Raw genomic sequence first — 22,315 nt, forward strand, 5'->3', positions numbered from 1 at the left:
ATGACTCGGGATCAAGCAAGTGGTTTACGTATGATGAATCAACCAAATAACGATAAAGTTAAAGTAATTGCCGTATCCGGTGGTAAAGGCGGAGTGGGTAAAACCAGTGTGTCAATTAATACTGCGGTAGCACTAGCTGAAAAAGGCAAACGCGTATTAGTGCTTGATGCCGATTTAGGTTTAGCCAACGTCGATGTCATGCTTGGGATACGTGCTGAGAAAAATTTATCTCATGTTTTGTCCGGAGATGCCGAATTAGATGACATCATTGTTCGTGGACCTAAAGGTATTGGTATTGTTCCTGCCACATCGGGTTCTCAAGCGATGGTTGAGTTGTCGCCAGCACAACATGCTGGACTTATCCGTGCATTTAGTGAAATGCGAACTCAATTCGATATTTTAATTGTGGATACTGCTGCTGGTATATCAGACATGGTGCTGAGTTTTTCTCGTGCATCACAGGATGTATTGATAGTCGTTTGCGACGAACCAACATCAATTACTGATGCTTATGCGCTGATTAAAATTTTAAGTCGTGAACATGGTGTGTTCCACTTCAAAATTGTGGCAAATATGGTACGTAGTTTACGAGAAGGTATGGAATTATTTGCTAAACTCAGTAAAGTGACGGATAGATTTTTAGATGTTGCTTTAGAATTAGTGGCAACAATACCATTCGATGAAAATTTACGTAAAGCTGTTCGTAAGCAAAAGTTAGTTGTTGAAGCGTATCCTAAGTCGCCTTCAGCTATTGCTTATCATGGATTAGCCAATAAAATTATGACTTGGCCAGTTCCACAACAGCCAGGTGGTCATTTAGAGTTTTTTGTTGAACGTCTTGTACAACGTAAGCCGATACAAGAAGGAAGAACGAGTGAATAAAGCCGCCGCGTATACTCAGTTCGATAACAAAACGTCTATTGTTGAACAGTATGCACCGTTGGTAAAAAGAATTGCTCATCATATGCTGGCAAGATTACCAGCATCGGTGCAACTTGATGATTTATTACAAGCTGGGATGATGGGGTTACTTGAGGCCTCATCTAAATTTGATAACAGTAAAGGGGCTAAGTTTGAAACCTTTGCAGGCATCAGAATTCGTGGTGCAATGATAGATGAAATTCGACGTGGTGACTGGGTTCCGCGCTCAGTTCATCGTAATAATCGTCTAGTAGCACATGCAATTGATGAATTGGGGCAACTGCTTGGAAGAGATGCCAATGATACAGAAATTGCTGAAAAACTTGATATGTCTCTCGATGAATACCATCATATCTTAAATGATGTTTCTGTTGGTAAAATCATAGGCATAGAAGACCTTGGCGTGTCGCAAGATGTGTTAATCACAGACAACGAAACGCCAGATGAAACCTTTGACTCGCTTGCTGAAATTCAATTCCAATCTGCATTGGTTGAAGCAATTAAGACATTGCCAGAAAGAGATGCATTAGTGTTGTCGTTGTATTACGACGAAGCATTAAATTTAAAAGAAATCGGTGCCATCCTTGAAGTTAGCGAATCGCGAGTAAGCCAGATATTAAGTCAGGCAATGCTCAGATTAAAAGCGAAACTCAAGCATTGGACACAAGAATAATAACTTATCTAGAGCAAACGAGTGTCAGCTCACCGGAGGAAACCTTGGACAAGAATATGAAGATTCTTATTGTTGACGATTTTTCAACAATGAGGCGTATCATTAAGAACTTGTTGCGAGATTTGGGATTTAATAATACCCAAGAAGCAGATGATGGCTCAACAGCCCTACCTATGTTACAAAAAGGCGATTTTGATTTTGTGGTAACAGACTGGAATATGCCTGGAATGCAAGGTATTGATTTACTTAGAGCAATCCGTGCAGATGATTCGTTAAAGCATTTACCTGTGCTAATGGTAACTGCAGAAGCTAAGCGTGAACAGATTATTGCTGCAGCGCAAGCCGGTGTAAATGGTTATGTCGTAAAACCTTTTACCGCAGCTACGTTAAAAGAAAAGTTAGACAAAATCTTTGAACGACTCGCATAAGCAAGGATAAGTCATGCAGGCATCAATATCGGGGTTAATCACTCTCGAACAGGCCCAAGAACTTGTTGAATTGCTTACCTTGGGTCAACAAGATAAAGCCGATGAAATGATCAGAGAGCTTGCAACGCCATTGCAGCGTGAGCTTTTTGAAGAAGTCGGTAAGCTAACTCGACAACTCCATAGTGCACTAAAAGATTTTCAAGTTGATAACCGTTTATCTGAATTAGCCAATACCGAAATACCAGATGCTAAAGAAAGATTGAACTATGTTATCGACATGACAGAACAAGCTGCAAATAAAACCATGGATGCAGTTGAAGAATGTCTACCTTTGGCCGATACCATCATTAGCAATATACAATCAGTGACGCCAATGTGGGATAAATTGATGCGTCGTGACATAGAAATGGGTGAGTTTAAGTCACTTTGTCATGATGTTCAGCAGTTTATGTTACATAGTGAAAATGATTCTAATCGTCTTCGCGAGTTATTAAATGAAATTTTGATGGCGCAAGACTTCCAAGATTTGACGGGGCAAATGATCCGTCGAGTGATTGATTTAGTTCGTGAAGTAGAAAGTAATCTGGTCTCAATGCTAACGGTATTCGGAGATCATACTACCGAATCATTGCCAACTATAAACGAAAATAAAATAGAAGCAGAAGGTCCCATCATGCATGCTGAACTGCGTGAAGATGTGGTGACAGGTCAAGATGAAGTAGACGATCTGCTATCAAGTCTGGGTTTCTAATTAGGAGTCAATTTAATGTCTTTTGATGTTGATGAAGAGATACTCCAGGACTTTTTAATTGAAGCTGGCGAGATTTTAGAGCTTCTACAGGAGCAGCTAGTTGCTCTTGAAAATAATCCTGATGACAGTGATTTACTCAATGCTATTTTCCGTGGATTCCATACTGTTAAAGGTGGGGCTGGTTTTTTAAGTCTAAAACCGATGGTTGACGTGTGTCATGAAGCTGAAAACACGTTCGATTTATTACGCACCGGTAAACGTGGCGTAAATGCAGAATTAATGGATATTATTTTGCAAGCGGTCGACGCGATTAATTCCATGTTTGCTCAAACTCAACAGGGAGAATCACAAGACCCTGCTGATTCTGCATTACTTGCTAAACTCAAATTATTAAGTTCAGGAGCGCCATTACCTTCAGAAATGTCGGCAGATGAGCCAGAACCAATTGAAAATATTGTTGAATTCAGTGATCCTGAATATGTCGAAGATATTAGCATTCCCTCAGCGGAAGTATCTGACACTGGCAGTATTGATGACATTGATGAGTCAGAATTTGAGGCGTTGCTTGATGCCTTACATGGTCCGGGTAAAAGTCCTGTTGCAGCTAAACCTTCTGAAGTAAAAAAAGACAATATTGATTCAAAGCCTGCCGCAAGTAGTAGCGATGAAATCACTGATGATGAGTTTGAAGCATTATTAGATGAGTTACATGGCTCAGGTTCATTTGAAGCTAAAACCAAACCTGCAGCTCCAACTAAGCCTGCTGCAACGCCTATTGTTGAACCCCTTGTTGATTCTGATGAAATAACTGACGATGAATTTGAGCGTCTTTTAGATGAATTACACGGAAAAGGTACTGCGCCAGTTGCTAAATCGCAAACGCCTCCTCCAGCTCAACCTACTAAAGCCGTTGCCCCTCCGCAAGCAGCAAAAGTTAGCCCAGCTCCTGTTGTTAAACCAGTAGCGACATCAGTCCCTGTAGTTGCTCCAAAGGTTGAACCTGTAAAAGACAAAACACCTGCTAAAGCGGCGTCTGTCCCACAAGGTGAAACAACGGTTCGTGTTGATACTGCTCGTTTAGATCAAATCATGAATATGGTTGGTGAGTTAGTGTTAGTGCGTAACCGATTGGTTAGTTTAGGCATTAATCGTGAAGACGAGGAGATGTCCAAAGCGCTAGCAAACCTGGATTTGGTTACGGCTGATTTACAAGGTGCGGTGATGAAAACCCGCATGCAACCGATTAAGAAAGTTTTTGGTCGCTTCCCGCGTGTTGTTCGTGATTTAGCACGTACCTTAAATAAAGAAATTGATTTAATCATGATTGGTGAAGAAACCGATCTTGACAAAAACTTAGTCGAAGCGTTAGCCGATCCTTTAGTCCATTTGGTTCGAAACTCAGTCGATCACGGTATCGAAATGCCGATAACTCGTGAAGCTAGCGGTAAATCTCGAACCGGTACCATTACCTTATCGGCTAGCCAAGAAGGTGACCACATCCTGCTTAAAATTGAGGATGATGGCGCGGGAATGGACCCTGAGAAGCTAAAACAAATTGCGATAAGTCGTGGTGTGCTTGATGAAGATACCGCCTCGAGAATGACCGATAACGAAGCTTACAATTTGATTTTTGCCCCAGGGTTTTCAACCAAAGTTGAAATTTCAGATATTTCAGGCCGTGGAGTGGGCATGGATGTGGTGAAAACCCGCATCAACCAACTTAACGGTACTGTTTATATTGACTCAATGAAAGGTAAGGGTACTGTTCTCGAAATTAAAGTGCCATTAACCTTGGCTATTATGCCGACATTGATGGTTGATGTGTCTAATCAAGTTTTTGCACTACCATTATCAAGTGTGAATGAAATCTTTAATTTAGATTTAACAAAAACCAATATAGTCGATGGTCAATTGACGGTGATTTTCCGTAATAAGGCCGTGCCATTATTTTACCTAGAACATTGGCTGCACAGTAAAAAATCAACATTTAAACATGGTGATAAGAAGCATGGTCATGTGGTTATTGTTCAGCTTGGCACTATGCAAATTGGTTTTGTTGTAGATGCATTGATTGGACAAGAAGAAGTGGTAATTAAACCGCTTGGCAGTATGTTACAAGGTACTCCAGGTATGGCGGGTGCGACAATTACATCCGATGGTGGTATTGCACTGATTTTAGATGTGCCAGGACTGCTAAAACATTACGCTAAAAGCAAAAAAATAAAATAAGAATAAAAGTTCCATTATTTAAGGAATTAAATGGCCATAAAAGTACTAGTTGTAGATGATTCTAGCTTTTTTCGACGTCGAGTCAGTGAGATTGTCAATCAAGATCCTGATCTCGAAGTCGTTGCCGTTGCTGTTAATGGCAAAGAAGCTGTTGATATGGCTGCAAAGTTAAAGCCTCAAGTCATTACGATGGATATTGAAATGCCTGTGATGGACGGTATAACTGCTGTCCGTGAAATTATGGCTAATAATCCTACTCCCATTTTAATGTTTTCATCGTTAACTCATGATGGTGCTAAAGCGACACTTGATGCGTTAGAAGCAGGTGCATTAGATTTTTTGCCAAAACGTTTTGAAGATATAGCAACCAATAAAGACGATGCGATTCTTTTGTTACAGCAACGAATTAAAGCATTAGGTCGACGTAGGATATATCGGCCAAGTTCGTTAACACCTACTTCATTACCAGAATCTCGTCGTTCAACGATTGCGGCTCCAGATATCAACACGCCTCGTCGTCCGCTAAGCAGTCGTTTAGCTTCCACAACAACGCCTGTAGCGACTCGTTCCAGTTTATCCACAACCTTAGCAGATCGTCAGAGCGCTAATCCGACAACGTCTACAATATCGTCTATTCGGGCCAGTGGTAAGCACTATAAATTGTTACTCATCGGGACTTCAACCGGTGGGCCAGTAGCATTACAGAAAGTATTAACTGCATTTCCTGCAAATTATCCTCATCCCATAGTGTTGATACAGCATATGCCTGCGGCGTTTACTCCAGCCTTTGCAGCTCGTTTAAATACCTTGTGTAAAATTGAGGTAAAAGAAGCCGAAAATGGTGATGCCATGCGCCCTGGTTGTGCCTATTTGGCGCCCGGAGGCATGCAGCTCATGATTGAGCGAAGCGGTATTTCTGGAAGACTTAAAGTCATTTCCGGAACCCAAGAAATGAACTATAAGCCGTGTGTTGATATTACTTTTGCATCAGCATCCAAAGCTTTTGGCGGTGATGTTTTAGCGGTTGTATTAACGGGAATGGGCGCAGACGGTAGAGAAGGTGCCAGAATGTTAAAGTCTGTCGGTGCCACTATTTGGGCGCAGGATGAAGCAAGCTGCGTGGTATATGGTATGCCTCAAGCTGTAGCATCAACCGGTATCGCAACTCACTCTATTTCATTAGATAATATGGCTGAAGCTATTTTAAAAGAGTCTAGTCGTGGCTAAGCCAGAATACTCATTGCAGACCAAGCAAAAACTGGGATTTTTTTTGTCCTTTATTGCCATAGTAGTATTAGCGGGTTTGTATATTGACGCTGATCAAAAAGTGACTTTATTAGAGCAGGATGTAGCACGATTAACGGCGTCTCAAGTGTTATTGATGGTACCCGATGATCAGGCCGCTAATATTGCTAATTGGTTAACTCAACATCCTGAACAAACTCAAGCAATCATAGCGTCAGCAGGAAAAAAACAAGCACAAAGTGTGCTGTTTGGTCCGGGTTCTTTAGATGATGCACCGCTTACTGATATTGATAAGGTAGAGCACGATACTGATGTTTCTGCTGAACAAAATGATCAAGAAGTCATAGTGTCAGAAGATGCTCAGGGGGTTAAAGTGATCCGTTTACCTAATGGTGGCATCCGTGTAACAACCCGCGATGATAAACAACACAAGCAGTAGTCAATTTACCATAACAATATCATTATAATGAGTTGAGAGGCTTCTTTGAAAGTATGGACGGTAGCTAACCAAAAAGGTGGGGTAGGTAAAACCACCACAGTAGCCAGTTTAGCCGGAGCATTGGTTAAACGTGGACAACGAGTGTTGATAATCGATACCGATCCTCATGCTTCATTGGGCTATTACTTAGGTATTGATTCAGACGAAGTGCCTTGCTCGCTTTATGATGTTTTTTTGAATCATCAAACACTGACCCAAGATTTTATTTTACAAAATGTGCTTCCAACTCAAATTGAAGGGCTTGATATCATTCCGGCTAATATGGCGTTAGCGACACTTGATAGGTCACTAGGTCATCAAGAAGGAATGGGGTTGGTGTTACGTAACTTATTGTCATTGCTTGAAGATAAATATGATGTTGCTATTATCGATTGTCCGCCAGTATTAGGGGTGTTAATGGTTAATGCATTAGCAGCAAGTCATCACATTATTATTCCTGTTCAGACTGAGTTTTTGGCGATAAAAGGACTCGAACGTATGGTGAAAACCATGGAAATAATGGGGCGTTCTAAGAAAACCCGTTATAGCTATACCGTATTACCTACAATGTATGACAAGCGCACTAAAGCGTCCCCAATAGCGTTACAATTTTTGCAGGATAAATATGCTTCAACACTGTGGCCCAATGATGTAATACCTGTAGATACAAAATTTAGAGATGCAAGTTTGGCTCATTTACCCGCATCACATTATTCAGCCAGTAGCCGGGGTGTAAAAGCATATAATCGTTTGCTGGATTTTTTATTTTCTCAGGAGTTTACTCATGTCAAAATCGGTTGATGAAACTGTTTTTGATTATTTCAGTCTTTTATTACAGGAATCGCCTAAACCGATTACTGAGCAAAGCCTTGAGGTAAAACCAAGTCTTTCTGTTAATTCCGTTAATGACATCACCGATAAAGTGTCCATTATTAACGACGACAAACCGACTCGTATGTCGGCTGAAATGACGTTATCGGCACATTATTCACAACTAACATCATCTAAAGCCTCTCCTGTCATTGCTAGGCAATATGCAGAGCCAACTACCAGTGTCGATAAACAGGCACTTGAAAAATTATTATCTGCTGTGTCTAAACCCAGAGTAGAAACCGATTTAACGCAACAGATTAAAGCCAGTGCAGAACGAGTTCGTCAGGCTATCACTCATATTGAGCCTGAAGTTGGCATTAGTCGTGCAAAAATACAACAAACAGAATTAACGAATAAAGAAATCAAGCCGTTAGTCGATATAAACAATAACGAAAGTTCACATGCTGATATAAAAGACGCTATTATTAAGCATGAACAGTTGGTAGAGAATTCGCCGACGCAAGAGCACAATGCGCCACAGACTCAGATTGGACACCAACCGCCCAGTATTACTCATGATTTGCAAGAGTTACTTGAAGATGAATTTCAGGTGTTATTCTTCAATGTAGCAGGGTTAACACTCGCTGTGCCATTAGTGAGTTTGGGTGGGATTATAAAAATAGAGAAGATAAGCCATCTTATCGGTAGGCCATCTTGGTTTAAAGGGGTGCAAACCCACCGAGATACTAAAATAAATGTGGTTGATACGTGCGCGTGGGTGATGCCTGAAAAATATACTCCAGAATTAGCACAGACAGTAAATTATCAATATCTTGTTATGCTTGAAGATAGTCAGTGGGGATTAACGTGCGAATCGTTAGTTAACGCCGTTAAAATAGATAAATCACACGTCAATTGGCGTGAGAAACCGGGTAAGCGTCCTTGGCTTGCTGGGGTAGTAAAACAACAAATGTGTGGCATTTTACATGTTCAAGCATTAATCAAAATGCTTGATGCAGGTTTAGGTTGTCAGGATTCGATTGACCGAGGTTAACTATGAGCAATTCTAGAAGTGTAGCAGCGGCTACTGCAGCTAAAGACGATTTAGTATTACAATGGGTTATATTTAAGCTAGATAATGAAACCTACGGTATTAACGTAATGCAAGTTCAAGAAATATTACGTTACACCGAAATTGCTCCTGTACCAGGTGCACCAGATTATGTTTTAGGTATTATTAACTTACGCGGAAACGTGGTAACGGTTATCGATACTCGTTCACGTTTTGGTTTGCCATCAGCCGAACTGGATGATTCTACTCGAGTGGTTATTATTGAAGCTGAAAAACAAGTGATCGGGATTTTAGTTGATAGTGTAGCTGAAGTGGTTTATTTACGTCGCTCAGAAATTGATAACGCGCCGAATGTGGGCACTGAAGAAAGCGCTAAATATATTCAAGGCGTGAGCAACCGCGATAACGAATTATTGATTCTAGTCGACTTGGATAAATTATTATCTGATGATGAGTGGGTAGAGTTAACACAAATTTAATCGTAATCTGATGAAAAAAGCCAACCGAATTACTGTTGGCTTTTTGTTTTGGCTTTAATTTTGTTTTTTTGGTTGAAGCAACAAAGGTATGTTAATGGGTGATGAATTTCTAATTGCAGCTTTAGTGTACGTTATTGCATGTCTTGGTTTGGTACTTTACTTACAAAAACAGTCGAGTAAATTAAAAACTAAAGTTAATGCCCTAACAGTGCTAGTAAAAGAAAGCGACCGTCAGCGGGAAGCTGTTAAACGTGAACTACACGAATTGCGCAGTGGTACTATTGGTGTAGGAAGGCGAGTTGTCGAATTAGAGAAAAAACTCTCCAAGCAATTTGACATGTTGGAAGAAGCTAGCCAGCAAGACCCTCAAGCCAAATTATATTCTAGGGCAGTAAAAATGGTGGGTTTGGGGGCCGGTATTGAAGAGTTAATGCAAGAGTGTGAGTTACCTAAAGCAGAAGCTGAATTAATATTACGCCTACATCGAAAATAGCCCGTTACCCATAAGCTCGCAATAATAAAAGCCATCGATATGATGGCTTTTTAGTGGGGAATTTTAATTCTCTTTCGGCTAGGCGTACTATTTGCGGCGCATTTTTGCGACAAACATGCCATCACTATTGGCTTGCTGAGGCCAAATTGTCAGCATATTACACGGTTGCCCAGTAAAAGGATGGATGACCGGTTCAAGTTCAAACTCGGCTGTTTCTGATAAAAAGTCTTTTACAATTTGTTCATTTTCACTAGGTGATAAAGAGCACGTAGCATAAACCAATTTACCGCCTACTTTTACTGCCACTGCGCTGCGTCGTAAAATGGCTAGCTGTAGCATCGGTTTATCTGTTACTGCACTGGCATCATCAAGCCATCGCATATCTGGATTTCTACGCCAAGTACCTGTGCAGCTACAGGGTGCATCGACTAACACTCCGTCAAAGGTATTCGCATCTACGGGCAATACCTCGCCTTTCCAAGGTGCAACACTAATATTATCAAAACCTGCACGTTTGGCACGTTTGCGTAGCTCTTCCAACGGTTTAGTTCGAATATCAGATGCAATAATACTGCCCGTTAAGGCAGAGCTTTGCTGCAACATTAATGAATATAATTGCAGTGTTTTGCCGCCAGCACCACTACAAGCATCCCACCATTTTTCATGGTTACTTGGTTGACAAATTTGACCAATTACTTGCGAGGCTAAATCTTGGATTTCAAGATAACCTTGTTTATAAACATTTATTTCATTTAGATTAATGCTTTTATGACCTAAATTTATGGCATCAGAAAAGTAACTATTCGCTTTTGCTTCAACGCCCGCTTGTCGAAGAGATTCGATCACTTTTTCTGTTGATAATGTTTGTGCACGAGCCCAGATCGGAGGTCGACTGCTCATTGCATTAACAACAGCATATTGATTAACATCATCAATAGGGCAAAGTTGCCAAAACCATTGTGGTAACAACTGGGTTAGTTGACAGGTATCAATGCCACTTACATTAATAAAGGCGGTTAATTTGTCATTTAATGAAGGGGTATTTATCAGTTCAACCTGGTCCGGGCGGGTTTGAGGCCAACTTGCGAAGTCATTCCAGGCAGTAGTAACGTCATTCCATTCATGTTGTTCCAACATCGCGCATGTGCTTAGCTGTTGAAACCATGTAGTGTGTTTTTGGCTTGAATTTAATTGCTTTAACCAGCCCCACCAGCGAAATAGACCAAACAAACTTTCGCGGATCACTCGCCTATCTTTTGACCCATGTTTTTTATGTTCACGAAAATATTGGCCAATGATTCGATCGGCAGGCATGTTGGTACTCATAACCTGATTAAACAGTGTCTCAATAGTGGTTGAATAACTTAGGGCTCGCTTTTGTGCTGGTGTCGTCGCAGCTATTTCTTGCGCATGTGTCTCGTCTGATGTGGTTGCGTTAGACATGGCGGGAATATTATGACTCATGAATTGACCTGATATTGCCGCACAGCACATAACCGATGCTGTACAGGGGACTATTTCTTGCTAGTTTAACACGGCTTATCTAAATGATGAGCTAAAACTATGTTGGCCAAAATGACATCATACCTTAGCGACAATCTTGTAATAATAAATAATTCTCAAAGGTTATCACCCGCGTTCTGTGTTAAATAACCTGAGCTCGGGATAATAAACGCCTTTCAAGCAGCCCTTTGTCCTGCTAACTGTGTTGAATCGACTTACTATAGGCTAGCTATTGACGCGTCAATTCGCCTTGTTAGCATAACAAATGACAAGCTTGAAAGTGAGCTTGGTTAACATGCTGATTTTAAATAGCTAAGTTAATTCCTTATCCCGAGTTCAGGTTCAATACGCTTATTCACGTCGTCGAAACGACGCTTCTATGATGATGTTATGATTCACTCTCACTAAAAGTCTAAATCTAATGCAAAACATAGATAGGCCATTAGCGCGCGGGTATGTTGATATTCTTGTGCACAAAATTCAACAAAATCAGCCTGACATACTTGTTCTGAACTAATTGGTTTGATGGCAATAAAGTCTTTTCGCCTGAGCTCGGCAATCATTGGGTGATGTTTATCAAATCCTCGTGGAGGTCTAATTAAACTATCTCCCGTTAATTCAAATCCTGCTTGTGATAGTTGAGTTAATGCTTTTTGATAAGCATTAGGGTTTTCATCAATACAATGACGAATGGCATTGAGATCTTTTGATTCTGGGTGCCAAATACCCGCGGCAATGAAGCATTCATCATTAGCGATGTGAACATAAAACCCCGGAGCATGGACATCTTTGGCTTGAAAGTGTTTAAACTGAATGCCGACATTGGTTTTATAAGGCGTTTTATCTTTGCTAAAGCGACTGTCGCGTTGTGGGCGCATTAGACTGCCGCCAACTTTTTTAGCCACGGCGATGAATCGTGGCGACAAACCTAAAATAGGCCCTTGCATGGCTTCTATAAACTGTAAAGCTGGCGTTCTCACTTGATCTTCGTATTGCTGTTGGTTGGCTTTAAACCATTCTCTATCGTTGTTAACTGCTAGACTGTTTAAAAAATCGAAACTATGCTGACTGAACATGACGGTACCTTTTTTTTACAATAGCGATGCAGATATTAATGTTATAATTTGGCTATCATGTTAAACAATGTCTACTCTGAGTGAAATAGCTAGGGTTGATTTAAGCCATTAATATTGTGCACGTTATTTGAACATTTAAATGTTAACTCTGTATTTTTTGTATTAAAAAACAAGGTAAACGTTAGTTTTTGGCGCTTTAGGTATGGTCGTGTTGTTGTTGTAACTTACTGACATAGAAATTTTTTTTAGATATGTTGTTAATGTTAGTTTGATATAAATAAAGTGTTGGTGTTAAAATTGTTTTGAAGGCTATATTTTTGACAAAAACTTTGTCGGTTAACGTTTGGTTAACAAAGCGTATACGTTGAGCAGTGCAATCAAAAACTTAATTGTGGCGTCTGCTCAAATATTGAATTTATAGAAAGATAACACTTTGGAATGAATAATTCCTCTACAAGAAAGGATTGACCATGACTGAACATTCCCTCGGTATTGTGGGTTGGCGTGAATGGGGCACTTTTCCTGATATTGGCAACGAAAGAGTCAAAATCAAAGTGGATACTGGCGCAAAAACATCTTGTTTACATGCGTTCAAAATAAAACCGTTTCAAAAAGAAAACCAAAAATGGGTTCGAGTCTGGCTTCATCCTGACCAAGGTTCAGATCGTGAAGTCGTCTGTGAATTTCATGTATTTGATCGCCGAGATGTTAGTGACTCTGGTGGTCATGTAACGAAACGCTACGTGATAAAAACGCCGATCTTAATCGGTGATCAACTTTTTGACATCGAACTGACGTTAACCAATAGAGATCACATGAAATTTAGAATGTTATTGGGACGCCGCGCATTAGAAGGGCGTTTTTTGGTTAATTCAGCAGAATCATTTCTAGCAGGAGAATAACAAATGCATATTGCAATAATGTCGAGAAATAAGAATTTATACTCGACAAGTCGGTTAAAAGAAGCTGCTGAAGCTCGTGGTCATATTGTCAATATTGTTGACCCATTAAAGTGTTATATGAACATCAACATGAATGCGCCTAGCATCCATGTTCGCGGTGAAGAACTGCCAAAATTTGATGCGGTTATTCCGCGTATTGGCGCATCTGTCACCTTTTATGGCACCGCGGTATTGCGCCAGTTTGAGATGATGGGAACACATCCATTAAATGAGTCGGTCGCGATTACTCGCTCACGTGACAAGTTACGTTCATTGCAACTATTATCACGTAAAAATATTGGTTTACCAGTAACAGGTTTTGCCAATAAACCGGCAGACATCCCCGATTTATTAGACATGGTCGGTGGCGCCCCTTGTGTGATTAAGCTACTTGAAGGAACCCAAGGTATTGGTGTTGTCTTAGCTGAAACTCGCAAAGCGGCTGAATCTGTTATTGAAGCCTTTATGGGCCTAAAAGCTAATATCATGGTGCAAGAATATATCGCAGAAGCCGGTGGTGCAGATATTCGTTGTTTTGTTATTGGTGATAAAGTGATTGCCGCGATGAAACGCCAAGCATTACCTGGCGAGTTCCGTTCTAATTTACACCGTGGTGGTTCTGCTAGCATTGTTAAATTAACGCCTGAAGAGCGCTCAACCGCGTTACGTGCCGCTAAAACAATGGGTTTAAATGTTGCTGGCGTAGATATTTTACGTTCTAAACACGGTCCATTAGTGATGGAAGTTAACTCATCTCCTGGTCTTGAAGGTATCGAAAAAGCTACCGGCATTGATGTTGCTGAAAAAATCATTCAGTTTATTGAGAAAAACGTTAAATCCACAAGTTCAAAAACGAAAGGTGTTGGTTAATGGTAAAAAAGCATGAACCGTTTGTTATCGGTGATGTTAGCGTAGCGGCAGGCACTCAACAAAGTGTCAAATTGCCCGCAGCAAAACTGTATAACGATACACCGATGGATTTGCACGTTGAAGTGTTTCACGGCACTAAAGCGGGACCTGTTTTATTGGTTTGTGCAGCAATCCATGGTGATGAGTTAAATGGCATTGAAATATGTCGACGTTTGCTCGGTCGTGTTAATGCTAAAACCTTAACGGGAACCCTATTAATTGTTCCCATCGTTAACGTGTTTGGTTTTATTCAACAATCTCGTTATTTACCGGATCGTCGCGATTTAAATCGCTGTTTTCCGGGCTCTGCTAAAGGTGCGCTAGCGAGTCGTTTAGCCCATTTATTCAGCAGTATTTTAGTGAAACGTGCAACCCACATTGTCGATTTGCATACTGGTGCTATCCATCGCGATAATTTACCGCAGATCCGTTGTGACACCGACGATGAAGTGATGCTCGACATGGCAAATGCCTTTGGTGCTCCGGTGATAATGTCATCAAAAGCACGTGAGGGTTCAATGCGTGGTTATGCCAACAGCCTGAATATTCCTTGTATTTTATATGAAGCAGGTGAAGCACTGCGCTTTAGTGATATGTCGATTAAATCTGGCGTTAATGGTGTTATCAATGTGATGCGCTGTTTAAGTATGACTAAAGGCAAAATTAAAACTAAAAGTACCAGCGTCAATGCCAGCCGCAGTTATTGGGTCCGTAGTGAGTCTGATGGATTAGTAAATATTAAGCTTAAATTGGGTGAGCGCGTCTCTAAAGGGCAGGTGTTAGCCAATATCGTTAACCCTTTGGGTGGTGAACCATTGCCATTGCTAGCGCCGACAGACGGAATTATTATTGGCAACAGTAATATTCCCGTGACCAATGAAGGCGAAGCCTTGTTTCATATTGCGCAATTTAGCGGTGACGAGATAGAAATCATCAACGATAACCTTGACGATTTTATGCAAGAATACGCTTAATACATTTGTACATTGATGTTTGTTTTGTGTAAATGGCCCTGTTGCTGCTCAAATTGAATATTGTTAGCTGATTGAGAGCACAACTTGGATCATTTGAGCGTCAAATTAATATGTGGGGCAATACATTGCCTCACATATTAAGCCTTCACCACTATATCCCCTTAAGAAATAACTCACTTTTGCAGTTAACCTGTTAAGTTCTGCCCTGGGTAGTCGCTTGGGTAAATCGATAGAAACGTCTTAGCAGAATTTATCTATATCACTGTGCGAGTGGTAAGTATTAGGGTAAAATTAATTATTTAATTGACAATTTTCAAATACATATCAAACTATAATGACTTATAATAAATAGGGATATGGCACACTCACAATAGTGATGACATTTCTCCACCCCCTTATTAAATGGAAGTTCTGTCTATGCACCTTTGGTGTAACAGATAGCATTAATGAGTGTTCTTATTCACTATACCGAGACAAGGATGTCAGTGCCTATGCGCAATAATCAACCCATTACCCTTAATCAATACCACTTCGATGATGATGTTCGTTTAATTTCAGGAACCGATCTGCGCGGTCATATTATCTACTGCAATGATGCTTTTGTTGACGTCAGCGGCTTCGACAAAAATGAATTGATTGGTAAGCCACATAATCTTGTGCGTCATCCTGATATGCCAGGTGAAGTATTTAAGGATATGTGGGCATGTATCTCTAGTGGTAAAGTGTGGATGGGGCTGGTTAAGAATCGCCGTAAAAATGGTGATTATTATTGGGTTAGTGCATTTGTTACGCCAGTATTTGATAATAATAAAGTCGCCGGTTACGAGTCCGTTAGGGTGACTGCATTATCAAGCGAAATTGCCCGTGCTGAAGCGGCTTATGCCAGAATAAAAGCTAAAAAGTCACCAAGACCACTTCATGCAAAAATAAAACATCAAGTCATTAAATTATTACCGGCTTGGTTACCCATGTTTATTTTGTCCCTTGTATTAACTGAATTTTGGGGTGTTCTCCCTGGTGCAATAGGGTTATTCACGCTTGTAGTATCAACGGCATGGTTGGGCTATAAACAGCAACAAGATTGGTATGAAGTGGTCCAACTAAATCCTAATTCGTTTACAGATCTCATTGTTGCAGAAACCTATTTTGCTGACTTTGGCGCCAAAGCGCAGGCAAAATTAGCGTTGGGTTGCGAAGTTGCCCGTTGTCGTACTGCGATGACGCGGATTGAAGATGCTGCAAAATCATTAGATGGCATTGTCGAACACACCCAAATAGAGGCTGAGTCAACGGCTAAAGCGGTGAGCTTACAAAGTGGAGCAACACAACAAATTGCCTCGGCAATTACCCAAATGTCCACTGCTATCCAAGAAGTGTCCGCGAACGTTGAACGTAATGCTTATAGCGCAAAAGAAGCGTTAGACAATGTTAATGCAGGGGCTCAACTGGCTAATGAAGCTAAGCAATCTATTGATGAGTTAAATCTCTCTGTCGCGGATATCGCCAAAACAGTACGCGAGTTATCTGAATCTACAAGTGAGATAGGACAAGCCGCCAGCCTGATTTCGAGTATTGCCGACCAAACCAATTTGTTGGCCTTAAATGCCGCGATTGAAGCAGCAAGGGCGGGAGAACAAGGTCGTGGCTTTAGCGTTGTTGCAGATGAAGTGCGCTCCCTAGCACTGAAAACCCGCGAATCCACCGACAGAATTCACAGCATTGTGAGCGTATTAACGAAGCGAGCCAGTAATGCCGTTCAAGTGTCGGTTAGTGGTGAACAAGCGGCCAGTAAAGGTGTTGAAATTGTTGATAAAACACGTAATGCATTAGCGTCGATTAACCAATCCGTTGAACAAATCACCCAACTTACTTTAGATATGTCCGCGGCGGTAGAGCAGCAGAGTGCTGTTGCTGAGCATATTAATCAGCAAATTATTGATATTGCTGATTCTGCAGAAATTACTAAAGCTTCATCAGAAAAATCGCTACATAACAGTAGTGAATTGGGCCAGTCAGTGTTAATGGTTCGATCTATTATCAGGCGCTTTGCTGTAGGGACCTTAGGTAAGAAATAGACGATATACCACAGCATCTTTTTCAGCGTCAAAATAGGCCAGAAATCATTGCGATTACTGGCCTATTTTATTGTGTCTCTTATTAAAGATTTTATTACGCTACTGATTAGAGTTTAAAGCGTTCAACAGAGGTGGTAAGTGAGTGAGCTAATTGATTTAATTGCTGGCTTTGCTGTGTCATTGAAGCTGACTCATGGGCATTTTGTTCTGCTGAATCGGCTGTTTGAGTCATCGTTTGCTCTATTTGTTGGCTATGGCTTACTTGTTCATTGGCTGCATGAGTAATGCTTTGGCTCATGCCATTAATGGTGCTAAGCGCCGCCTCTATTTGTTCGATTGCATCATGCAACGACTGGCTTTGTTCTACACATTCACTGGCTTGTCTTTGCCCTTGTGAGATGGCTGTCACGGCATAGGTTGTTTCTTGTTGTAAGGCACTAATCATGGTTTGAATTTCGGCGGTTGCTAATTGCGTTCTAGAGGCTAATGAACGCACCTCATCAGCAACAACGGCAAATCCACGCCCATGCTCACCGGCCCTAGCGGCTTCAATAGCAGCATTTAAGGCCAACAAATTAGTTTGATCGGCAATCGCACTGATGGTGGTTAAAATCCCACCAATATTATCACTGTGTTGACTGAGCTTTGCCATGGTCTCGACTGAGTCGCGCAAGCTGGTTGATAAGGCTTCAATACGGAAACGGTTATCATTAGCAATGGTTTTTATTTGTACTCCTTGCGAAGAGGCTAATTTAACATGTTGTTCAGATTCTGAAGCTTGCTCATTGACTTGATTTGAACTGTGATGTATTTGCTCTGCAAGCTGCTTAGCTTGATTAATATTGTTAATTTGTCCGGCGGCCGAATGAGATATTGTCTCGCTTTGCGCTTGCGAGCGAAGAGCGGATTCATCTAGCAAGTGTGCATCACGACTAATGGCTTGCAATAAATTAGTTAGATCGTCAGACAGTTTATTGATGTTATCCATCAGCTCGCCAAACTCATCATTATTTCGTTTGGTTAATCTCCGAGATAAATCACCGCTGGCAATGCGCGATAATGCACTGTTAATGGCTTGTAGAGGGCCTAACATGGCTTTTGAGGTAAAGTAATAGATAAACATCGCCATTAACACAAACACCACTGCCATTGTAATAGCAAAAGTTTGTGCGGTACTTACTTCATCAATCGCAACCATTTGTAATTGATGGAATCTTTCATTGGCAAGTTTGACCAATTGATCTAACTGAGTGTTGGTGGCATCAAAAAAGGTGTTAGCTTGCTGGTTACTATTTTCGGCTAAGCGCTGCTGATTGACGACATTTGCTTGTGCGAGGTATAAGGTCCCAGGGGTGTCGGTGAACTGTTTAATGGCTTGCAAGTTAGTGCCAAAGTCGACAAAAAGCGTAGTTGCACCCAATGGCTCTGCTTGTTGGGTTAAGTAGTTGCCATTAACCGTAATATTACCTAATAACATGGCCACATCTTGTTTATGAATATTAACGGCATCAACAGAGGTTAATCGGCCAAGTTCTGTCATGGTATTGCCCAGAGTAAACAGCATGTCGTCGATGCGTACTCCGCCGCCAATGACTTCGTTTAATAACTGCTGCTCGCCCGACGGGGCTTCTATCAGTTCTAAATCAATCATATTGTTACTGGCATTAATTCGAACATTATCAAATTGTTGTTTTAACGCGCTGAAGCTGTCGCGGTTTTGTCCTATTTCAAGTTTAGCGCTGAACATGATGTGCGATTGCTGTTCGTACTGCTGGTATGATTTTTGAGCTTGCGTTAATGACTGAAGCATTGTGGGTTGATCAGCAACTTTTGCAGATAATGTCTTTAATACCTCTCTGAACTCTAGTTGCAATTGCTTGAACTGCTTATAACTGAGGTCAATATTGTCATTATCGATTTGTGAATAAGCTAAACTGCCGGTTTTAGCCATTTTTAATAAGGTAATTTGTAAGGCATTTGACTGGTTTTGTACCGGTACTGCTAACGTTTCGATATTAATATTGGCTGTTTGAATTTTACTCAAGGAATGATAAAAAAAACTACTTCCAGCAAGCAGTAATAAGCCAATTGAGGCAAATCCTAATGCTATTTTTTGTTTGATTGTCAATTCGAATATTGTCATTTAGTCTCTCATATTGTTATTTTTTTGACGTCATTCTTACTGTATTAATACTTAATCAAGCATGATTTTTGTCTAATAGTGACAAACTCTAGAGTAGTTGGTTGTTAAAATAATGTAAATGGCATTGTGTGAAAATAGAAATATACCTTTGTTTTTATAGTTATATTTTACTTTTTCAATCCAAATAGGTATTGAGCATGTGTGCCAATTGATTATGATTAATGAGCAATATCATTGAACCATTCACAATCTAATAGGCAAACGATAATGCTTTGGGTATGATTTAAAAAGAGTCGTTGTTCTATTTTGAAATAATTCGCTTTATTGTTAGAAGGATTACTCTTATCACTATTTCAATTATTCGAGGTTAATGTGAGTTTACAATCCGTTTCGCTAACGCAATCAAATGGCCAAGTACGCCTCGTCTCGCCATCAAAAATCATTTGTATTGGGCGTAATTATGCTGAGCATATTGACGAGCTCGGTAACGAAATTCCTGATGATATGGTAGTGTTCCTTAAACCAAACTCAGCCATTACCACTACTTTGTGTAGTCACTTAGGTGAGCCTTTACATTATGAAGCCGAATTATGCTTTATGGTAAATAATGGTCAGTTTAGTGCAGTTGGTGTTGGGCTTGATATGACTAAGCGTGAGCTGCAAACCAATTTAAAAACTAAAGGCTTACCGTGGGAGCGTTCTAAAGCTTTTGATGGTTCGGCGTTATTCAGCGAATTTATTGCTATAACGCCAGACATCAAAGATTGGTGCTTTCAATTAACCATTGATAATGCCGTGACGCAATTAGGTCATCAGCAATTAATGATGTACCAGCCACACGCTATTTATAACGCCGTCAGTGAGTTTATGAGCTTAAATGATGGTGACATTGTGATGACAGGGACACCCAAAGGCGTAGGCGTGGTGACGGAAAATACTACCTTTGAGTTGAGCTTATGGGCAAATGTACCATTTACTGTATTTGAGGCTGCGCTGTCGGGGGAAAAACCGATTGAACAGCTTTGTGGTAACCCAAAGATCGTTAAGCAATGGCTGGCTAAATAACGTTAGGCCGTGCAATAAAGAATACTCGAAAAAAATGACCCTCTTACTAAAGAGGGTCATTTTTTTATGAAGACATTAAATGGGTATTAATGCTATTGCATTAACGCTACGGCTTCCATGTCTAGCTCGATATCAGTGCAACCTTTAGCGCAATAAATCCCTGGGGCTTTAGCGTTTTTTGGTGCCTTTTTAGTATTAGGCGGTAATTGCAGTGTTAGTGGTTTATTACAGTCGCTGCAAGTTGCGCTGTTGCCTTTGAGCATGCGTTTTATCAGATTTTTTTGTTGATTAAAGGATGCCAATGTCGGTTCATTAATCGCTGAAAAATCGAGTTTCTGTGTATCGCTCATGTCGGTTCCTGTCTATCTCGTTGAGCTCGCAATAAAGCGAGATCAATCTATTCACTTGGTCGATCACTTTACTTGATCAACTGGGCGCCAGCGTTGTAATGCTACCGGAAGGCTAACACCTTGTGCTGTTAATAAATTAACTCGGGCCAAATAAGCTGCGCCATGCATTAAGTGTTTGGCTAAGTCTACTGCATGACGCTGGGTGTAGTCATCTAAATAACTGCCTTTAGCCCATGCGTTAAATGCGCCGAGTGCCGGACCAGCCCAGATTTGATAATCCATCTCGCGACCAAGCTCACCAGTGTTTGACCAACGGCTAGACAGACCTAAATACCAACGGAAAATCAGCGCCATTTTACGTTTAGGATTATCTTTAGCACGCTCGATTTGCTTTGGGTCGCGCTCATTAAAATGCGCTACCGTGCCAGCCCAAATATCATCCAGGCTTGAGCGGAATACTTGTTTTTCAAGTTTTTCACGCTCGTCGCTTGGAATGGCTTCAATCGAATCATAGCGGGTATAAATTTCGTATAACTTGTTGGCGCGCATTGGAAATAAGGTGCCACGTTTTACTACTTGCAGCTTAACGCCCATTTCGAACATATCGGCAGCAGGTGCCATCGTCACATCAGCCATTTCTGTGGTGGCCAGTAATTTACGAGTATGCTCGCTGGCTCCCGCTTCTACACAAGCCTGGTTGATTGAACCGGTAACAATGTAGGCTGCGCCCATATGAAAAGTCGCCAGTGCTGCGTCAGGCGTGCCAACACCACCACCGGCACCAACCCGAATAGGGGTTTTATACTTGTACTGTGCTTGTACTTCATCTTTTAATGCCAAAATAGTCGGCAGTAAAGTGACTAATGGTCGATTGTCTGTATGACCGCCAGAGTCTGCTTCAGCAGTAATATCATCAGCCATAGGCACTAATTGAGCCAGTTCCATTTGTTCTGCGCTAATAAGTCCTTCATCCACCAACTGTTGCAGTATTTTAACGGGCGCAGGTTGCATAAACTTAATCGCCACTTCAGTACGGCTGATTTTCGCAATTACTTTATTGTCTATTTGCACATCACCGTGTGCATCACGGCTTAAGCCTGCTGCGCGGTAATAGACAATTTGTGGGGTTAAGCCTAAAAAGGCAGATGCCTCAACAGTACGCACTTTGTGTTTTAAAAATAGCTCGACACTGCCACGTTCAAGTGCGGGTTCACTTGGGCTGTGGATTAAATTAAACGCATAAGGCCCGTTTGGCAGCGCGGCTTGAATGCGGTTAATCGCTTGCTCAACTCGAGATGGAATTAACCCTGCTGCGCCAAATGAACATAAAATACCCGCCTGACCTAACGCAATAACCAGTTCTTCAGAAGAAATACCATTGGCCATTGCGCCAGCATGATAGGCGAATTTTACTCCATGCACGCGGCGGAAATTACTGTCACCTAAGCTTTGGGTGCCAAGGGCAGGGGCAAATGCGCTGACTGGCAGAGCATTTGCTGCAGTAATAGCATCGGTTACGACTTGGGCTTGCTGAGCAACCCCTAAGCCTTGTTGTGTGTCGTTAACCACATAACACGCTTGTGATAAATCTTTAAGCTTCTTATCCATGCCTACAGGGTCAAAACTGACGTGTTGCTGGCTAACTTGCCATGGCCAAGGAGAAAGCTTTTCGTTATGCACTTGAGTTGTCATTATTA

The 22,315-nt window shown here is 41.1% G+C and carries 21 protein-coding genes; 16 read left to right on the forward strand and 5 right to left on the reverse strand.

The genetic code is table 11. From position 1 onward, the window contains the following. From GUY17_RS06585 to GUY17_RS06635, 11 genes are all read left to right on the forward strand, one after another. The gene (locus GUY17_RS06585; RefSeq protein ID WP_011636672.1) at positions 1-882 is read left to right on the forward strand and encodes a MinD/ParA family protein; all 882 of its coding nucleotides are present in this window, start codon (positions 1-3) and stop codon (positions 880-882) included. After that, entirely contained in the window at positions 875-1,594 is a 720-nt protein-coding gene (locus GUY17_RS06590) for an RNA polymerase sigma factor FliA (RefSeq protein ID WP_101085378.1), read from the forward strand. The genes GUY17_RS06585 and GUY17_RS06590 overlap by 8 nt, the downstream gene beginning before the upstream one ends. A gap of 44 nt (positions 1,595-1,638) precedes the next feature. Further along, positions 1,639-2,022: a chemotaxis response regulator CheY gene (gene cheY, locus GUY17_RS06595; RefSeq protein WP_011919599.1), complete on the forward strand. Its 384-nt coding sequence runs from the start codon at positions 1,639-1,641 to the stop codon at positions 2,020-2,022. Between the two features lie 13 nt (positions 2,023-2,035). Further along, the gene (locus GUY17_RS06600) at positions 2,036-2,773 is read left to right on the forward strand and encodes a protein phosphatase CheZ (RefSeq protein ID WP_101085377.1); all 738 of its coding nucleotides are present in this window, start codon (positions 2,036-2,038) and stop codon (positions 2,771-2,773) included. A 15-nt stretch (positions 2,774-2,788) separates the two neighbouring features. Next, complete coding sequence (locus GUY17_RS06605) at positions 2,789-5,002, forward strand: chemotaxis protein CheA (RefSeq protein ID WP_162022668.1); 2,214 nt, start codon at positions 2,789-2,791, stop codon at positions 5,000-5,002. Between the two features lie 30 nt (positions 5,003-5,032). Continuing rightward, positions 5,033-6,229 (forward strand): chemotaxis response regulator protein-glutamate methylesterase, encoded by a 1,197-nt coding sequence (locus GUY17_RS06610; protein WP_162022669.1) that lies wholly within the window; start codon positions 5,033-5,035, stop codon positions 6,227-6,229. Continuing rightward, complete coding sequence (locus GUY17_RS06615) at positions 6,222-6,686, forward strand: membrane anchored protein in chemotaxis locus (RefSeq protein ID WP_162022670.1); 465 nt, start codon at positions 6,222-6,224, stop codon at positions 6,684-6,686. Before GUY17_RS06610 ends, GUY17_RS06615 begins: the two co-directional genes overlap by 8 nt. A gap of 45 nt (positions 6,687-6,731) precedes the next feature. Further along, entirely contained in the window at positions 6,732-7,526 is a 795-nt protein-coding gene (locus GUY17_RS06620) for a ParA family protein (protein ID WP_162022671.1), read from the forward strand. Then, positions 7,510-8,592, forward strand: a complete 1,083-nt coding sequence (locus tag GUY17_RS06625; RefSeq protein WP_162022672.1) for a chemotaxis protein CheW — start codon at positions 7,510-7,512, stop codon at positions 8,590-8,592. The genes GUY17_RS06620 and GUY17_RS06625 overlap by 17 nt, the downstream gene beginning before the upstream one ends. A 2-nt stretch (positions 8,593-8,594) precedes the next feature. Further along, a complete protein-coding gene (locus tag GUY17_RS06630) occupies positions 8,595-9,089 on the forward strand; it encodes a chemotaxis protein CheW (RefSeq protein WP_011636681.1) in 495 nt (164 codons plus the stop codon). A gap of 94 nt (positions 9,090-9,183) precedes the next feature. Next, positions 9,184-9,582, forward strand: coding sequence for a DUF2802 domain-containing protein (locus GUY17_RS06635; protein ID WP_059747932.1), 399 nt, complete (start codon positions 9,184-9,186; stop codon positions 9,580-9,582). Positions 9,583-9,669: 87 nt separating this feature from the next. Here GUY17_RS06635 and GUY17_RS06640 read toward each other — a convergent pair whose 3' ends face one another. After that, complete coding sequence (locus GUY17_RS06640) at positions 9,670-11,046, reverse strand: RsmB/NOP family class I SAM-dependent RNA methyltransferase (RefSeq protein WP_162022673.1); 1,377 nt, start codon at positions 11,044-11,046, stop codon at positions 9,670-9,672. Between the two features lie 443 nt (positions 11,047-11,489). Then, entirely contained in the window at positions 11,490-12,161 is a 672-nt protein-coding gene (locus tag GUY17_RS06645) for a DUF2461 domain-containing protein (RefSeq protein WP_101087736.1), read from the reverse strand. Between the two features lie 470 nt (positions 12,162-12,631). On the opposite strand from GUY17_RS06645, the gene GUY17_RS06650 reads away from it, so the two are divergent. From GUY17_RS06650 to GUY17_RS06665, 4 genes are all read left to right on the forward strand, one after another. After that, a complete protein-coding gene (locus GUY17_RS06650; RefSeq protein WP_011636685.1) occupies positions 12,632-13,063 on the forward strand; it encodes a RimK/LysX family protein in 432 nt (143 codons plus the stop codon). 3 nt (positions 13,064-13,066) lie between these two features. Next, entirely contained in the window at positions 13,067-13,972 is a 906-nt protein-coding gene (gene rimK / locus GUY17_RS06655; RefSeq protein WP_101087737.1) for a 30S ribosomal protein S6--L-glutamate ligase, read from the forward strand. Then, positions 13,972-14,985 (forward strand): succinylglutamate desuccinylase/aspartoacylase family protein, encoded by a 1,014-nt coding sequence (locus GUY17_RS06660; protein ID WP_101087738.1) that lies wholly within the window; start codon positions 13,972-13,974, stop codon positions 14,983-14,985. Before rimK ends, GUY17_RS06660 begins: the two co-directional genes overlap by 1 nt. 491 nt (positions 14,986-15,476) lie before the next feature. Further along, positions 15,477-17,060, forward strand: a complete 1,584-nt coding sequence (locus tag GUY17_RS06665; RefSeq protein ID WP_162022674.1) for a PAS domain-containing methyl-accepting chemotaxis protein — start codon at positions 15,477-15,479, stop codon at positions 17,058-17,060. 106 nt (positions 17,061-17,166) lie between these two features. Here the strand turns inward: GUY17_RS06665 and GUY17_RS06670 are convergent, their stop codons facing one another. Further along, on the reverse strand, positions 17,167-19,203 hold the full coding sequence (locus tag GUY17_RS06670; protein ID WP_254439876.1) for a methyl-accepting chemotaxis protein: 2,037 nt from the start codon (positions 19,201-19,203) through the stop codon (positions 17,167-17,169). A gap of 372 nt (positions 19,204-19,575) precedes the next feature. On the opposite strand from GUY17_RS06670, the gene GUY17_RS06675 reads away from it, so the two are divergent. Continuing rightward, complete coding sequence (locus tag GUY17_RS06675) at positions 19,576-20,268, forward strand: fumarylacetoacetate hydrolase family protein (RefSeq protein WP_162022675.1); 693 nt, start codon at positions 19,576-19,578, stop codon at positions 20,266-20,268. A gap of 92 nt (positions 20,269-20,360) precedes the next feature. On the opposite strand, the gene GUY17_RS06680 is transcribed toward GUY17_RS06675, so the two are convergent. After that, positions 20,361-20,618, reverse strand: a complete 258-nt coding sequence (locus tag GUY17_RS06680) for a hypothetical protein (protein WP_162022676.1) — start codon at positions 20,616-20,618, stop codon at positions 20,361-20,363. A 63-nt stretch (positions 20,619-20,681) separates the two neighbouring features. After that, entirely contained in the window at positions 20,682-22,310 is a 1,629-nt protein-coding gene (gene pfaD / locus GUY17_RS06685) for an eicosapentaenoate synthase subunit PfaD (RefSeq protein WP_162022677.1), read from the reverse strand. Between the last annotated feature and the right edge of the window lie 5 nt (positions 22,311-22,315).

It is taken from the genome of Shewanella sp. Arc9-LZ, from assembly GCF_010092445.1.
In the GTDB taxonomy this organism is placed as follows: Bacteria; Pseudomonadota; Gammaproteobacteria; order Enterobacterales; family Shewanellaceae; genus Shewanella.

What these genes read in the sequence shown, in the direction of transcription:
- GUY17_RS06585 (WP_011636672.1), top strand. Translation starts at nt 1, where the DNA reads ATGACTCGGGATCAAGCAAGTGGTTTACGTATGATGAATCAACCAAAT.
- GUY17_RS06660 (WP_101087738.1), top strand. Translation starts at nt 13,972, where the DNA reads ATGGTAAAAAAGCATGAACCGTTTGTTATCGGTGATGTTAGCGTAGCG.
- rimK (WP_101087737.1), top strand. Translation starts at nt 13,067, where the DNA reads ATGCATATTGCAATAATGTCGAGAAATAAGAATTTATACTCGACAAGT.
- GUY17_RS06635 (WP_059747932.1), top strand. Translation starts at nt 9,184, where the DNA reads ATGGGTGATGAATTTCTAATTGCAGCTTTAGTGTACGTTATTGCATGT.
- GUY17_RS06645 (WP_101087736.1), bottom strand. Translation starts at nt 12,161, where the DNA reads ATGTTCAGTCAGCATAGTTTCGATTTTTTAAACAGTCTAGCAGTTAAC.
- GUY17_RS06630 (WP_011636681.1), top strand. Translation starts at nt 8,595, where the DNA reads ATGAGCAATTCTAGAAGTGTAGCAGCGGCTACTGCAGCTAAAGACGAT.
- GUY17_RS06670 (WP_254439876.1), bottom strand. Translation starts at nt 19,203, where the DNA reads ATGACAATATTCGAATTGACAATCAAACAAAAAATAGCATTAGGATTT.
- GUY17_RS06610 (WP_162022669.1), top strand. Translation starts at nt 5,033, where the DNA reads ATGGCCATAAAAGTACTAGTTGTAGATGATTCTAGCTTTTTTCGACGT.
- GUY17_RS06625 (WP_162022672.1), top strand. Translation starts at nt 7,510, where the DNA reads ATGTCAAAATCGGTTGATGAAACTGTTTTTGATTATTTCAGTCTTTTA.
- GUY17_RS06640 (WP_162022673.1), bottom strand. Translation starts at nt 11,046, where the DNA reads ATGAGTCATAATATTCCCGCCATGTCTAACGCAACCACATCAGACGAG.
- GUY17_RS06680 (WP_162022676.1), bottom strand. Translation starts at nt 20,618, where the DNA reads ATGAGCGATACACAGAAACTCGATTTTTCAGCGATTAATGAACCGACA.
- pfaD (WP_162022677.1), bottom strand. Translation starts at nt 22,310, where the DNA reads ATGACAACTCAAGTGCATAACGAAAAGCTTTCTCCTTGGCCATGGCAA.
- GUY17_RS06650 (WP_011636685.1), top strand. Translation starts at nt 12,632, where the DNA reads ATGACTGAACATTCCCTCGGTATTGTGGGTTGGCGTGAATGGGGCACT.
- GUY17_RS06600 (WP_101085377.1), top strand. Translation starts at nt 2,036, where the DNA reads ATGCAGGCATCAATATCGGGGTTAATCACTCTCGAACAGGCCCAAGAA.
- GUY17_RS06605 (WP_162022668.1), top strand. Translation starts at nt 2,789, where the DNA reads ATGTCTTTTGATGTTGATGAAGAGATACTCCAGGACTTTTTAATTGAA.
- GUY17_RS06665 (WP_162022674.1), top strand. Translation starts at nt 15,477, where the DNA reads ATGCGCAATAATCAACCCATTACCCTTAATCAATACCACTTCGATGAT.